Source organism: Acinetobacter sp. SwsAc2 (genome assembly GCF_013391465.1).
In the GTDB taxonomy this organism is placed as follows: Bacteria; Pseudomonadota; Gammaproteobacteria; order Pseudomonadales; family Moraxellaceae; genus Acinetobacter; species Acinetobacter johnsonii.
Genome location: NZ_JACBEZ010000011.1, coordinates 33,859 through 46,387, shown reverse-complemented (window position 1 = coordinate 46,387; position 12,529 = coordinate 33,859). Strand labels below are relative to the sequence as shown.

The 12,529-nt window shown below is 42.2% G+C and carries 16 protein-coding genes; 6 read left to right on the top strand and 10 right to left on the bottom strand.

The window, feature by feature from the left end; all coding sequences use genetic code 11:
• Positions 1-24: 24 nt before the first annotated feature.
• The 8 genes from purF to HYI04_RS06860 all read right to left on the bottom strand — a co-directional run bounded on the left by purF (position 25) and on the right by HYI04_RS06860 (position 7,145).
• Entirely contained in the window at positions 25-1,560 is a 1,536-nt protein-coding gene (gene purF, locus HYI04_RS06895) for an amidophosphoribosyltransferase (RefSeq protein ID WP_004696272.1), read from the bottom strand.
• A 24-nt stretch (positions 1,561-1,584) separates the two neighbouring features.
• The gene (locus HYI04_RS06890) at positions 1,585-2,169 is read right to left on the bottom strand and encodes a CvpA family protein (protein WP_004696270.1); all 585 of its coding nucleotides are present in this window, start codon (positions 2,167-2,169) and stop codon (positions 1,585-1,587) included.
• On the bottom strand, positions 2,166-3,176 hold the full coding sequence (locus HYI04_RS06885; RefSeq protein ID WP_005400618.1) for a quinone-dependent dihydroorotate dehydrogenase: 1,011 nt from the start codon (positions 3,174-3,176) through the stop codon (positions 2,166-2,168). Before HYI04_RS06885 ends, HYI04_RS06890 begins: the two co-directional genes overlap by 4 nt.
• 90 nt (positions 3,177-3,266) lie before the next feature.
• Positions 3,267-3,746: a type II secretion system protein GspM gene (gspM, locus tag HYI04_RS06880; RefSeq protein ID WP_005400617.1), complete on the bottom strand. Its 480-nt coding sequence runs from the start codon at positions 3,744-3,746 to the stop codon at positions 3,267-3,269.
• Positions 3,746-4,885, bottom strand: a complete 1,140-nt coding sequence (gene gspL, locus HYI04_RS06875) for a type II secretion system protein GspL (protein ID WP_178896034.1) — start codon at positions 4,883-4,885, stop codon at positions 3,746-3,748. The genes gspM and gspL overlap by 1 nt, the downstream gene beginning before the upstream one ends.
• A 29-nt stretch (positions 4,886-4,914) precedes the next feature.
• A complete protein-coding gene (locus HYI04_RS06870; protein ID WP_178896033.1) occupies positions 4,915-5,370 on the bottom strand; it encodes a phosphoglycerate mutase family protein in 456 nt (151 codons plus the stop codon).
• 102 nt (positions 5,371-5,472) lie between these two features.
• Positions 5,473-6,546 carry an NAD(P)H-dependent glycerol-3-phosphate dehydrogenase gene (locus HYI04_RS06865; protein WP_004982230.1) on the bottom strand — a complete coding sequence of 358 codons (1,074 nt, stop codon included), beginning with the start codon at positions 6,544-6,546 and terminating at the stop codon, positions 5,473-5,475.
• Positions 6,547-6,569: 23 nt separating this feature from the next.
• Entirely contained in the window at positions 6,570-7,145 is a 576-nt protein-coding gene (locus HYI04_RS06860; RefSeq protein ID WP_005400613.1) for a nitroreductase, read from the bottom strand.
• Positions 7,146-7,377: 232 nt separating this feature from the next.
• On the opposite strand from HYI04_RS06860, the gene HYI04_RS06855 reads away from it, so the two are divergent.
• Positions 7,378-7,758, top strand: coding sequence for a hypothetical protein (locus HYI04_RS06855; RefSeq protein WP_004982234.1), 381 nt, complete (start codon positions 7,378-7,380; stop codon positions 7,756-7,758).
• A gap of 60 nt (positions 7,759-7,818) precedes the next feature.
• On the opposite strand, the gene rhlB is transcribed toward HYI04_RS06855, so the two are convergent.
• Both rhlB and HYI04_RS06845 read right to left on the bottom strand, forming a co-directional pair.
• The gene (rhlB, locus tag HYI04_RS06850; protein WP_005400612.1) at positions 7,819-8,970 is read right to left on the bottom strand and encodes an ATP-dependent RNA helicase RhlB; all 1,152 of its coding nucleotides are present in this window, start codon (positions 8,968-8,970) and stop codon (positions 7,819-7,821) included.
• Positions 8,971-9,067: 97 nt separating this feature from the next.
• On the bottom strand, positions 9,068-9,280 hold the full coding sequence (locus HYI04_RS06845) for a cold-shock protein (RefSeq protein WP_004648643.1): 213 nt from the start codon (positions 9,278-9,280) through the stop codon (positions 9,068-9,070).
• Between the two features lie 391 nt (positions 9,281-9,671).
• On the opposite strand from HYI04_RS06845, the gene HYI04_RS06840 reads away from it, so the two are divergent.
• The 5 genes from HYI04_RS06840 (at position 9,672) to HYI04_RS06820 (ending at position 12,423) form a co-directional block, all read left to right on the top strand.
• Positions 9,672-9,905, top strand: coding sequence for a sulfurtransferase TusA family protein (locus HYI04_RS06840; RefSeq protein ID WP_004696251.1), 234 nt, complete (start codon positions 9,672-9,674; stop codon positions 9,903-9,905).
• A 138-nt stretch (positions 9,906-10,043) separates the two neighbouring features.
• A complete protein-coding gene (rpoH, locus tag HYI04_RS06835) occupies positions 10,044-10,913 on the top strand; it encodes an RNA polymerase sigma factor RpoH (RefSeq protein ID WP_004982243.1) in 870 nt (289 codons plus the stop codon).
• Positions 10,914-11,042: 129 nt separating this feature from the next.
• Entirely contained in the window at positions 11,043-11,408 is a 366-nt protein-coding gene (locus tag HYI04_RS06830; protein WP_004982244.1) for a DUF423 domain-containing protein, read from the top strand.
• Between the two features lie 19 nt (positions 11,409-11,427).
• Positions 11,428-11,625, top strand: coding sequence for a sulfur carrier protein ThiS (gene thiS / locus HYI04_RS06825; protein ID WP_005400611.1), 198 nt, complete (start codon positions 11,428-11,430; stop codon positions 11,623-11,625).
• Between the two features lie 12 nt (positions 11,626-11,637).
• Positions 11,638-12,423: a thiazole synthase gene (locus HYI04_RS06820; RefSeq protein ID WP_125273494.1), complete on the top strand. Its 786-nt coding sequence runs from the start codon at positions 11,638-11,640 to the stop codon at positions 12,421-12,423.
• Positions 12,424-12,529 lie beyond the last annotated feature (106 nt).

Genomic DNA, 12,529 nt, shown 5'->3' with positions numbered 1-12,529 from the left:
CCGCTTTTCTCAAATCTAAATCAATTAGACTTCTTTTACACCCGTCAAATCAACGGAAGCAGCATCAATGTTGACATCAATATAGCTGTCTTTCTTTTTCGATGTTTCACGACGTTTCGCCTGTAATTCATCTAAATAAGCTTCATCGATACCACCAGCAACATATTTACCATCAAATACCGAGCAATCAAACTCTTGTAAATCTGGCACTTTGCTGGTGCGCACAGCTGCTTTTAAGTCTTCCAAATCTTGGAAAATTAGACGATCTGCACCAATAATTTCACGAATTTCTTCAACTGTACGCTCAGATGCAATCAACTCTTCTTTTGCTGGCATATCAATGCCATACACGTTTGGATATTTCACCATCGGCGCAGCAGAAGCAAAGAATACTTTTTTCGCACCCGCATCACGTGCCATTTGGATAATTTCATTACACGTAGTACCACGCACAATCGAGTCATCCACCAAAAGTACATTTTTACCTTGGAACTCAAGTTCAACAGGGTTCAACTTTTGACGTACTGATTTTTTACGTAATTGCTGACCCGGCATAATGAAGGTACGGCCGATGTAGCGGTTCTTCATAAAGCCTTCACGGAACTTTACGCCCAACATATTTGCCAGTTCAAGTGCAGAGGTACGCGAGGTATCTGGAATTGGGATCACGACATCGATATCATGCTCCTCACTCCACTCCGTCAAGATTTTTTGAGCAAGCTTTTCGCCCATTTTTAAACGTGCTTTGTAGACTGAAATGCCATCAATAATCGCATCTGGACGCGCAAAGTAAACATATTCAAAAATACATGGGCGGTATTCAGGCGCTTCAGCACACTGCTTGGTAAACATCTGCCCTTGTGAGTCAATAAAGATCGCTTCACCCGGCGCAATATCACGCTCAACTTTAAAGCCGAGTGCCGTAATAGCGACAGACTCAGATGCAATGATATATTCCATACCTGCATCAGTTTCACGCGAACCGTAAATCAGTGGACGAATACCATTTGGATCACGGAAACCCACTAAGCCATGCCCAGTAAGCATTGCAACCACGGCATAACCACCTTTACAGCGCTCATGTACTTTACTAACCACATGGAAGATATCGTCTGCTGTAGGCATCAATTTGCCACGTTTTTGCAACTCATGCGCAAATACGTTTAACAGTACTTCTGAGTCTGAATCCGTATTCATATGACGTAAGTCTGTTTTGAACAGATCGTCATGAATTTCTTCAGCATTGGTTAAGTTACCATTATGCGCTAACGTGATCCCGTAAGGTGAGTTCACATAGAAGGGCTGCGCTTCAGCGCTGCTCGATGAACCCGCTGTAGGATAACGCACATGGCCAATACCGTAATTACCTTGTAATGCACGCATATGGCGAGTGTGGAACACATCACGAACCATGCCATTGTCTTTACGTAAGAATAAACGACCTTCGTGGCATGTTACTATCCCAGCTGCATCTTGCCCACGATGTTGTAACATCGTTAATGCATCAAACAACATTTGGTTAACAGCTGATTTACCAGCTATACCAACTACTCCACACATAGCAACCTCGCAGACAAGCTAGGATTAATAAAAAGGATTATTTGTTGACTCACCCTGTCCCTCAGCATTTTTCGAGGAAATTTTCGGTGAAGAATCTGAAGATACATGTGTATCTTTAGACTTGATATGTGACATCGCCTCGCTTGCAGCCTCTTTAGAAAGCTCCATCGCCCAAGGCGCGTAAGGCAAAAGTGTTTGGACAAACTTGGATTGTCTCCAATATGGAGAGCTTTCAACCCAAGAACCCACACCTTGCATCGTAATCAGAACAATTAACAACCCTTTTAATGAACCAAAAGCACCGCCGGCTAATCGATTCAAAGGCCCGAGTTTTAAACTCTTCAATATGTTATTCAGTAATGCCGTGACAATCCACGTCAAAACCACAATAACCAATACAATAAATGCAAAAGCTGCAATTTTTTGAACCACTGGATCTTCACTGAGTGAGACCATCGAAGGTGCTAGGACGCTTGCAAATTTAGCACCAACAATCAGCGCTAAAATCCATCCTATCAAGTTCGCAAAGGCTTTAACAAATCCTTGACGCAAACCGTTGAGCCCTCCAATGAGCAATACAATCAATATGAAGATATCAATGGCATTCATGTTGTTTTCATTGCAGAGACGCAGTGTTGAATTAAGGTTGGTCCTGTATAGATGAGGCCACTATAAACTTGTACAAGGTTTGCCCCTGCATTTTGTTTTGCAAGCGCCTGCTCACCCGACAAAATCCCACCCACACCAATCAAAGGAATCTGACCGTTTAAAACCTCAGCAAAGGCTTTTAAACACGCTGTACTTTTCTCAAACACAGGTGCACCAGATAAACCACCCGCTTCGTCACCAAAAGGTAAGTTTTCCACCCCTTCACGAGACAAAGTCGTATTGGTCACAATTAACCCATCAATCTTAAACTGAAGCAGTTGTTTCGCAATAAATTGAATATCTTCCGCTTCCAAATCTGGCGCAACTTTCAGCACCAAGGGTACATAGTGCTGCTGCTCTTCAGCCAACTCTAACTGACGTTTTTTCAGCGTCTCTAGCAGCTCGGTTAAAGCATCACCACTTTGCAAACTACGCAGGTTTTTAGTATTTGGAGAAGAAATGTTAACGGTAATATAAGACGCATAGTTATAGACTTTTTCTAAACAAATGAGATAGTCATCTACTGCCTTTTCGACTGGGGTATCCGCATTTTTGCCGATATTAATCCCTAAAACCCCTTTGAACTTGGCCGCTTTGACATTTTCAATCAGTTGATCCACACCAGCGTTGTTAAAACCCATACGGTTAATAATGGCTTTAGCTTGTGGAATACGGAATAAACGCGGTAGAGGATTACCTTGCTGTGGACGCGGAGTAATGGTTCCAATTTCAATAAAACCAAACCCTAGACCTGCCAGTGCGTCAATATAAGCACCATTTTTATCTAGACCAGCAGCCAAACCTACAGGATTGGGGAACTCGATGCCCATACATGTCACCGGTTTAGCCGCTATATTTTGACGCATTAAGCCTAGCTTATACGTTGATTTCAATAGCGATAGTGTTAGCTCATGTGCACGCTCTGGTGCTAAAGTAAACAACAAAGGGCGGGCAAGAGAATACAACATATCTGTAAAAGTCTACTGCTTTTTAAGTCGCCATATTATAGGCATAGCCTCGCTAAAACACCATGCTTCGTCTGGCTTTATTTTTAGCGATTATTTCACGCTAGCCGATAATTTAATCTGCCCTGCATCTGAGACCAACTCCATTTTTTCAATACTCAAACCATTTTGCGTCAGTTGGGTCAAAAAGTTGGCCAACACCACATAGTTTGCGTGGCTTACCACCAACTGAATTTGTTCAGCATTCTGCTGCGAAGCAACCGACAAACCTTGCTGCTGTGCAATACGTTGGATCTGCTCCATTGGGGTTAGTTGACCATCTGAGCTCGATTTCATGGTGACTGCATTGCTCTGCATCCATGTCATGGTTTCTTTGAGCTGATTCACGCGTTTTTGCTGTTTTTCTGCCGCAGCATGGGTATACCAAAGTGCAGCCCCTATCGAGCTCACCAAGACGAAAATAACCAAGAAAATAGCCAATATACGGTCACGCGGTGTAAGACGGTCAAAATAAGCACCGATCAGCTCTAAACGCTGATCCAAAACAGTTTGTAAATTTTGTATGGCTTTCATTATTGTATTTTCACCATTCCTATTGCCCCACCCGTGGTCGGCTGAATATTGCCTAATTCAACCTGAAAACCTTGTTGATTAAGTTGCTGAGTGAGTGTCTGTAAAGCCTCTGCCGAATTGGCTTTAAGTTGCATATTTAGGCTATTTGCTTCATACACCACCTGATTCGCCACAATTTGCTGTTGCATGAGCACAGGGCCAACGCGACTCAATAAAGATAAAGCTTGAGCATCAGCTTGTTTATTCATATTCAGTTGATATTCAAACTGGCTTCGCAGGGTTTGCTCGCTCACAGGATAATTCGCACCAAACCAATATTTAAATTGGTCGACCGCCTGAACAGCCACTTGCTCTGCAAGCTTTTTATTTTGATACCAACGCGTCGCATCATAGGTCAATTGCGTCACAATCAATGCAGCCAATACCGCTGCACAGGCTTTCCAATAGCCCGTTGAAACATGTTGCTCTTTCACCTTAGGCAAAAGATTCCATGGATGTTGTTTTGCTCTTGGCAATGCCGTCCATTCATAATGGAAAGACTCAAGCTGCTCCTGCGTCACACTGGCGTTTAAGCTATGCATGTGCGAAGCACTAAAGTTACAAATTTTATATTTTTGATTGGCTGCTTGATAATCTAAAAATACAGCAAGATCATCAATTGATCCGCCCAACCAAGCATTAGAGCGAAACAGGAGCCGTTCTTCAACATAGCCCAAGATTACCTGTTCTGCGTCAGGTACAGGCAAAATCAGAAAATCAGGCAATAGACTGACCAGCTTCACAGGAATCAAACTCAAAGCATGCTGTAAAGTCTCTAAACGATGCTTTGAAATACCCAGAACAGTGAGTTGCTCAGGCGCTTGAAAGTGATGTAATACTTTCATCTGTTCAATTGAGCTCAATGTATATTCTTCCAGCAAATACTTCACACCTTCAGCCCCCAACTGCTTGTATTGGGCCTTAGGCATATTTTGCTGAATAATTTGCACATCACGGCTTGGAAAAAAAACAGTTGCTTCCTCACCATGATGCGCTTGTATATCTTGGATCAATTGCTCAAGTGTATGAGCAGATTGCCATCTTTCTCCTATAGACCAGTGCCATGTTCCATCGGCTTCGGGCATCCAAATTTGCAACATGTATTATATTCTGCCGTTTTAATTGGTTTTTATATGCTAGGTATAAATGCTTTTGTTTGTGTCGACAAGCCTTCCGCGATAACTGCTTGCTCATAAATCCGTGCTTCAGCCAAAGCATAAGGATTGAAAGATTCTGTCACCAAAATCGAGGCCATATGTGCCACCACATTCATATGACACACCACTACAATAGACTCATACGGCAAATGTGATAACCATTCCACAGCCGCTTTTGCATCATCATCTGGCTTAATGGTATTGCAGATTACAACAGGTACATCCGCAAAGTGCTGTTTAATGTGTGCCAATGTTTCTTGTGCACGCAGCAATGGGCTAACCACAAAGACATCAGGTTGGATACGTGACTTTAAAAAGTCAGCAGTTTGCTCTGCCTGTGCATGCCCATGTTCGGTGAGTGGGCGTTTAGTGTCATTCCCCATGATCGGTGGCGCAGCTTCACCATGACGTACCAAAGTCAGTTGCATAAAAAATCCTTATTCAAATCCTGATTATTTTAATTAATTTTTATGACAATTCAGTCATTCTACCCACTTAAACGCTCATTTTATTTCGTTTTTTAAGTGACTTTAAACCTCATGATGCGGCAAAACAAACTCCACATCACTGCGGTGTCCATTTTTCATTAGGGATAATGCTATTGTCATTGGCGGCGCATTTTCAAAAATAACACTGTATAACGCACTGGTAATCGGCATATACACATCCAGCTCTTCAGAACGTGCTTTGACTTGCACAATCGTGTTAATGCCTTCTGCTGTTTGCCCCAATTCAGTGGTTGCCTGTTCCAAGCTCTTACCTTGACCCAATGCAAAACCAACTTGATAGTTGCGACTGAGTGGACTGCTACACGTTGCGAATAAATCTCCGACACCAGACAATCCTAAGAAGGTAAGTGGATTTGCCCCCAACTTCACAGCAAAACGACTCATTTCCGCCAAAGCACGGGTCAAAATCATACTCTTGGTATTTTCACCGACTTTGTATGCAGCAGCCATTCCCATCGCAACCGCATAAATGTTTTTAAGTGCACCGCCGAGTTCTACACCATGCACGTCATCACTGGCGAAAACACGGAACAAGGCACTATGCAAAGCTTGTTGTACCGCATAACGCACTAAGTCAGACTGGCTTGCAATGACCGTCCCAGCTGGTTGTCCTGCCACAATTTCCTTGGCTAAGTTTGGCCCAGATAACACACCATAAGGCACTTCTGGTAGCTCTGAGCGAATAATATCACTCATAAAACTAAAAGTATTCGCTTCAATACCCTTGGTCAAAGACACCACTGCTTGCGAAGTAATAAACGGTTTAATTTGTTTGAGTACATCACGGAAAGAATGACTCGGAATCGCCACCAAAATAATGTCGCGATCACGAACAGCCTCTTCTATATTTGAAACTGCACGTAAACCATCTTCAAGTTTAAAATCGGGCAAATAGCGTTTATTTACGTGCGTCGCATTGATATCAGCTGCAACGGCTTCATCACGAATCCAAATCATGGTATCGCAGCCATTACGAACCGCGGTATTCGCCATGGCCGTCCCAAAACTACCACCACCCAAAACTGTAATACGAAGTGCCGTTTTTTGATCTACTGCTACAGGTTCAACCAAATCTGAAAACTTTAACTCTGACATTATTTTTATATCCTAAAATGGAACTATTGATTCCAATAACTTACATAATCTTGGGTTTGAATTTCAGCACGTGGCGGAATCGCTTTAACTGCCGTACCAATATATAAAATACCTGAGATCAAATCATCTGCGCTGAGGCCTAGAACCTGTTTGAAATGCACCGATTCCACCACTGCCCCACTACGCCACATGCTCGAAAAACCTTGAGCTTGTAAGGACAAAATAAAATTCTGAATAGCCGCCCCACTACTTAAAGTCTGCTCAAAATTAGGGACTTTCGGATGCGATTGAAATTTAGTCAGTGCCAAAACCAGTAATGGGGCACGAAAAGGATGATTTTTAACACGCTCTAACTGTGCTGACTCAGTCTCACCCAAATCAGCCAAGGCTTGTGACAATAACTCACCAAATGCCTCACGTTGATCTTCAGCAATTACGATAAAACGTGTCGGCTTTAAACGATGATGATCTGGTGCAGTCAATGCGGCTTGAAATGCCCGCTCTAATTGTTCTGCATTGGGAGCAGGCTCGACCAAATGGCCAATCGATTGACGTTGATGCATATTCTGGTGAACGATATCTACCGCGAGTTCCGTCATTAGGCTCTTAATCTTTCAAATTAAACAATACGTTTTAGAGTAGCACACTCTGAAAAGTTTGCTCTAGGGCTTCAGTATGAAATACCGAGTTTCGGCAAAACTAATTTTAAAATTTTGAGCACTTTTCAAACTGTTCGATAAGACTGCATTTTTCATACATTTCTTACATGATTCATCCTACAAGCTATGTTCCAATAAACAATGATTTAATAAAACATGACTGGGGTATGAAATGAAAAAGAATATCGCTATTGCTGGAGCAGCAGCACTAACACTACTTCTAAGCGCTTGCGCATCGACACCAAGCAACTCTTTAGCGATCCAAAAAGCTGACAATCAATACGAAGTTACGGGTATTGGTAAAACTGCATTGATTGCAAAAAACAACGCCATTGAAGCAGCAGCTAAAACGTGTGGCTCTAAAGCAACGGCGATTGTGAGTGATGAAAAAACCGAATATCAAGGCGCTTTAAAAGGCGTGGTGAGCGATGAAACTGGAAAAATGATCCAAGCAGCCGCTTCAGTACTGGGTTCTATTTCGGGTACAAACTCAGGCATTAACCAAGACAGTGACTATCAAACAATCCTGACTTTTTCGTGTAAAGCAAAATAAAGATACCATCAAAAAAACCGCTCATCTGAGCGGTTTTTTTACACCAATCACGTCAAACGATTAGCAATAACCTTCTAAACGTGTCAGTGGTAGTTTTTGCCCAATGGCTTTTTCAATTTCTGGTAGATAGAATGCATCATCTTCAGATAAGAAACTAATACTCACACCACGCGTACCTGCACGACCTGTACGACCAATACGGTGTACATAGTCATCCGACTGTTCAGGTAAGGTGAAATTCACCACATGCGATACACCATCCACATGGATACCACGACCTGCAACATCGGTTGCAATCATGATGTTATGTTGACCATTTTTAAATTGATCCAGCATTTTCAAACGTTTGTCTTGTGCGATTTCACCTGACAACATCACCACTTTATAGCCATCACGCTTTAAGTTGTCATAGAGTTTACGCACTTGATCGCGACGATTTGCGAAAATCATCACTTTTTCAATGGGCTCATCACGCAGAATGTCTTGTAGCAATTTATATTTATCAGACTTTGCGACCATGTAGACACGTTGTTCAACGTCCGCATTGGTCTTCTTCTCTGGCTCAATTTCAACAGTTACAGGTTCAAACAACCACTGCTGCGCAAGGTTTAAAACATCGTAACTAAACGTTGCAGAGAACATCAGAGTCTGACGCTGTTCCTTACGCGGTGAGAAACGAACAATGCGTTTGACTGAAGGAATAAAGCCCATATCCAATAAGCGATCGGCTTCATCAATCACTAAAAACTCAATCTGGTCGAGCCAAACTTCTTTTTGCTCAACAAAGTCAATCAGACGACCTGGCGTCGCCACCATAATATCGACAGGTTTTTTATCGAGTTGTGCTTTTTGTTTATCAAAGTCAACGCCGCCTAAAAGCGTCACGACATGTAAATCTGAGAATTTTGTGAGTTCTTTCGCATCGCTTTCAATTTGCAGTGCAAGTTCTCGAGTCGGTGCTAAAATCAAGGCGCGAGGTTCACCGCGGTAGCGCTGCTCTTGAATTGGGTTGTTCAGCAAGTCGTTAATCACGCTCACCAAAAATGCCGCTGTTTTACCAGTCCCTGTTTGCGCACGACCAATTGCATCGTGTCCCGCCAAAGTGAATTTTAAAACCTTTTGCTGAATAGGCGTCATATCCTTAAAACCTAAAGCATCAATAGCTCGTTTAAGTTGAGGATGTAAATTTAAGGTTTCAAAACCTGATGACATATAAGTGCGCTCTGACGAAAAATCACGAAAATTGATCTGTAGTATAAACAAAAACGCCCCAATTTACATTGGGGCGTTTTAAAGTACGTTCAGACAATTAGTCTAAAGGTTGTACTTCTTCAGCTTGGAAGCCTTTTTGACCTTTTACAACGCTGAATTCAACGCGTTGGCCGTCACGTAGTGAACGGTGGCCGTCGCCTTGGATTGCACGGAAGTGAACGAATACATCGTCGCCGCCATTGCGTTGGATAAAGCCGAAGCCTTTAGTGTCGTTGAACCATTTAACTACGCCTTGTTCACGAGCTGTCATAAGTTAATCCTCATTGTATCTAAAAGAAGGACCACCCGGTGTTGCAAACAGCAGACCAAACAAGGTTTAAAAATATTTATTATTTCTAAGCTTGTAATCATTCTGTATAACTATTAACAAAATCCCGGTTACATCCATTTGTAAAATAGGATTTAAAACAATTTATGGTTGTGTTAAATCCCAGTACGCGACGAGCTTAACATGGGTTAAAAACAATTCATACCCTTTTTTTTGATTAATCGTCTTTTTAATTCAGCATATTTTTTAACTAGTTATTTGTAATTTTGGATATAGCGACTATAGGCCTATAACACATGAAATATTTGGGTTTTGGCACTGAATTTGCTAATATTTCTACCCACCTAAATGTTGTGAAGCCTTACTAAGCTATATGAGTGATATCGAACAAAATACCAACATTATTGATGCAATGGGGCAACCATGTCCTATGCCTCTGTTGTTGCTTAAACGCGCACTTAAGAAGAGTCCGGCGCAGCATTTTCTATTAAAATCGTCTGATCCGCACAGTCAGATCGATATCACGCGTTATTGCGAAATCCATCATTTAACTTGCGTTTTGAAACAAATTAATGAGCATGAATTTCACTACTTCATTGAATCTTAATTCTTTTCAATTACACTAAGTCTATTCACATTTGCATAAAAGTTTACATTTCTATACCCAATTTTCCGTTATTCAGTGGAAGATTGGATTAAGATAAATTCAATTGTTGGGTAAAAATGAAATCCCTAAGGAGAACACATGAGTGACAGCAGCAATCAATTGATGCCCCTGTCATTATCGGCACCAGGTGTAAACTTGGGCGCTTATATTAGTACTGTCAACCAAATCCCGATTTTGACAGCGGAACAAGAAAAAGAGTTAGCTGAACGCTACTATTATGACCAAGACCTCGATGCTGCTAAACTTCTAGTCATGTCGCATCTGCGTTTTGTGGTTCATATTGCCCGCAGTTATGCAGGCTACGGCTTACCTCAAGGTGACCTCATTCAAGAAGGTAACTTGGGCTTAATGAAAGCCGTTAAACGCTTCGACCCAAACATGGGCGTACGCTTGGTCTCTTTTGCGGTACACTGGATTAAAGCAGAAATTCACGAATATGTGATTCGTAACTGGCGTATTGTCAAAATTGCGACCACTAAAGCACAGCGTAAACTGTTCTTTAATTTGCGCAGTCTAAAAAAATCGTCTAAAAAGCTCACGTTAAAAGAAGCACAATCGATTGCGAATGACCTCAATGTAACACCTGAACAGGTGTTAGAAATGGAAGGTCGTTTAACTGCTTATGATGCAGCGTTTGAAGCTCAAGGCGATGATGACGATGAAGGTTCAACCCATGTTGCACCTGCGCTCTATCTTGAAGATAACCGCTATGACCCAGCGCGTTTGGCTGAAGAAGAAGATTACGAAGAACAGAGCACCAATGCTTTGCATGATGCGATGGAACAGCTTGATGACCGTTCGCGTAATATTTTACAGCGCCGTTGGTTAGATGATGAAAAATCGACGCTGCACGAACTAGCTGCTGAATATAATGTTTCGGCCGAACGTATTCGTCAGCTTGAAAAAAATGCCATGGAAAAAATTAAAGTGGCGATGTCATCGAACTAAGATGATACCAATACAGAAAAGGGCGAAATGCCCTTTTCTTTTTACCAATAAATGAGGCTTTTTGTCTTTTAACCTTTCTTCAAAATATGCTACTTTGTTGCGCACAGTGATATAAGTAAAGCATTGCATATGTGGATTGCGATTTCAGCTCTGAATTTAGCGTTTGCCGTTATATTAGGTGCCTTTGGTGCACATGGTCTCAAAGCACGTGCTACTGAAGCCCAATTGGCTTGGTGGCAAACTGCAACTGATTACTTTTTTTATCATGCGCTTGGTTTACTGGCGCTTGGTATTTTGGCCAAAGTTATTCCTCAACTTCCCATCAAAACCAGCTTTTTACTGATTCAAGTCGGCATCTTCTTTTTCTGTGGTTCCCTGTATGTCATGGCATTGGGCTTACCGCGTGGCCTAGGTGCGATTACCCCGATTGGTGGGGCATTGATGATTGCAGGTTGGTTGGTTCTGGCATGGAATGCCATGAAATATGCCAAGTAAACAACTAGGGATGAGCACGATGCAGATTTATTTAAACGGCGAACTACAGCACACCGAATGTAAAAACCTGCTTGAACTGGTGCAAACCTTTGCACTTGAAGGCAAACGTTTTGCTGTTGAGCAAAATGAAAACATTATTAGTAAAAGTAAATTGGAATACACCCCAATTTGTGCAATGGATCGAATTGAAATTATTCATGCCGTCGGTGGCGGTTAATACGGAGTTCACATGCAAGACAGCCCTCTCATCATTGGTTCTAGATCATTTCAATCTCGTCTACTGGTGGGCACAGGTAAATATAAAGACCTGCAAGAAACCGATTTAGCCATCCAAGCCAGTGGCGCAGAAATCGTGACGGTTGCGATTCGTCGCGTCAATATTGGTCAACACCCCGACCAACCAAACTTATTGTCCGTGGTCCCACCTGAAAAATACACCATTCTCCCGAATACAGCAGGCTGCTTTGATGCCAATAGTGCCGTGCGTACCTGTATGTTGGCGCGTGAATTATTAGACGGTCATAACTTGGTCAAGCTTGAAGTATTAGGCGATGAAAAAACACTATATCCAAACATTACCGAAACATTGAAAGCGGCACGTACCTTGATTGACGATGGTTTTGAAATCATGGTCTATACCTCGGATGACCCAATTGTGGCACAAGAACTTGAAAGCATGGGCTGCGTTGCCATCATGCCTTTAGGCAGTTTGATTGGTTCTGGTCTAGGAATTTTGAATCCACACACGATTTCTATTATTAAAGAAAATGCCAAAGTGCCAGTATTGGTGGATGCTGGTGTGGGAACGGCAAGCGATGCAGCCATTGCCATGGAACTCGGCTGTGATGGCGTGTTGATGAATACCGCGATTGCTGTCGCTCAGCAGCCAATTTTAATGGCTTCTGCTATGAAAAAAGCAGTTGAAGCGGGTCGAGAAGCGTTCCTCGCAGGTCGTATGCCTCGCAAACGTATGGCCAATGCAAGCTCACCAGAAACAGGTTATTTCTTTAAATAATCTCTTAATCTGTTTTAAGCGATAAAAAGGATTCTTCGGAGTCCTTTTTTATTTATTTCAATATAAAGTCAGTATTTTATGCTGACTTAGCTTGTAGGGACATTCC

Bases quoted from the DNA above. Each gene is read 5' to 3' on its own strand.
- HYI04_RS06890 (WP_004696270.1), bottom strand. From the start codon at position 2,169: ATGAATGCCATTGATATCTTCATATTGATTGTATTGCTCATTGGAGGG.
- gspM (WP_005400617.1), bottom strand. From the start codon at position 3,746: ATGAAAGCCATACAAAATTTACAAACTGTTTTGGATCAGCGTTTAGAG.
- HYI04_RS06870 (WP_178896033.1), bottom strand. From the start codon at position 5,370: ATGCAACTGACTTTGGTACGTCATGGTGAAGCTGCGCCACCGATCATG.
- HYI04_RS06845 (WP_004648643.1), bottom strand. From the start codon at position 9,280: ATGACAGCTCGTGAACAAGGCGTAGTTAAATGGTTCAACGACACTAAA.
- HYI04_RS06885 (WP_005400618.1), bottom strand. From the start codon at position 3,176: ATGTTGTATTCTCTTGCCCGCCCTTTGTTGTTTACTTTAGCACCAGAG.
- HYI04_RS06865 (WP_004982230.1), bottom strand. From the start codon at position 6,546: ATGTCAGAGTTAAAGTTTTCAGATTTGGTTGAACCTGTAGCAGTAGAT.
- thiS (WP_005400611.1), top strand. From the start codon at position 11,428: ATGCAGATTTATTTAAACGGCGAACTACAGCACACCGAATGTAAAAAC.
- rhlB (WP_005400612.1), bottom strand. From the start codon at position 8,970: ATGTCATCAGGTTTTGAAACCTTAAATTTACATCCTCAACTTAAACGA.
- gspL (WP_178896034.1), bottom strand. From the start codon at position 4,885: ATGTTGCAAATTTGGATGCCCGAAGCCGATGGAACATGGCACTGGTCT.
- HYI04_RS06860 (WP_005400613.1), bottom strand. From the start codon at position 7,145: ATGACGGAACTCGCGGTAGATATCGTTCACCAGAATATGCATCAACGT.
- HYI04_RS06820 (WP_125273494.1), top strand. From the start codon at position 11,638: ATGCAAGACAGCCCTCTCATCATTGGTTCTAGATCATTTCAATCTCGT.
- HYI04_RS06855 (WP_004982234.1), top strand. From the start codon at position 7,378: ATGAAAAAGAATATCGCTATTGCTGGAGCAGCAGCACTAACACTACTT.
- purF (WP_004696272.1), bottom strand. From the start codon at position 1,560: ATGTGTGGAGTAGTTGGTATAGCTGGTAAATCAGCTGTTAACCAAATG.
- HYI04_RS06840 (WP_004696251.1), top strand. From the start codon at position 9,672: ATGAGTGATATCGAACAAAATACCAACATTATTGATGCAATGGGGCAA.
- rpoH (WP_004982243.1), top strand. From the start codon at position 10,044: ATGAGTGACAGCAGCAATCAATTGATGCCCCTGTCATTATCGGCACCA.
- HYI04_RS06830 (WP_004982244.1), top strand. From the start codon at position 11,043: ATGTGGATTGCGATTTCAGCTCTGAATTTAGCGTTTGCCGTTATATTA.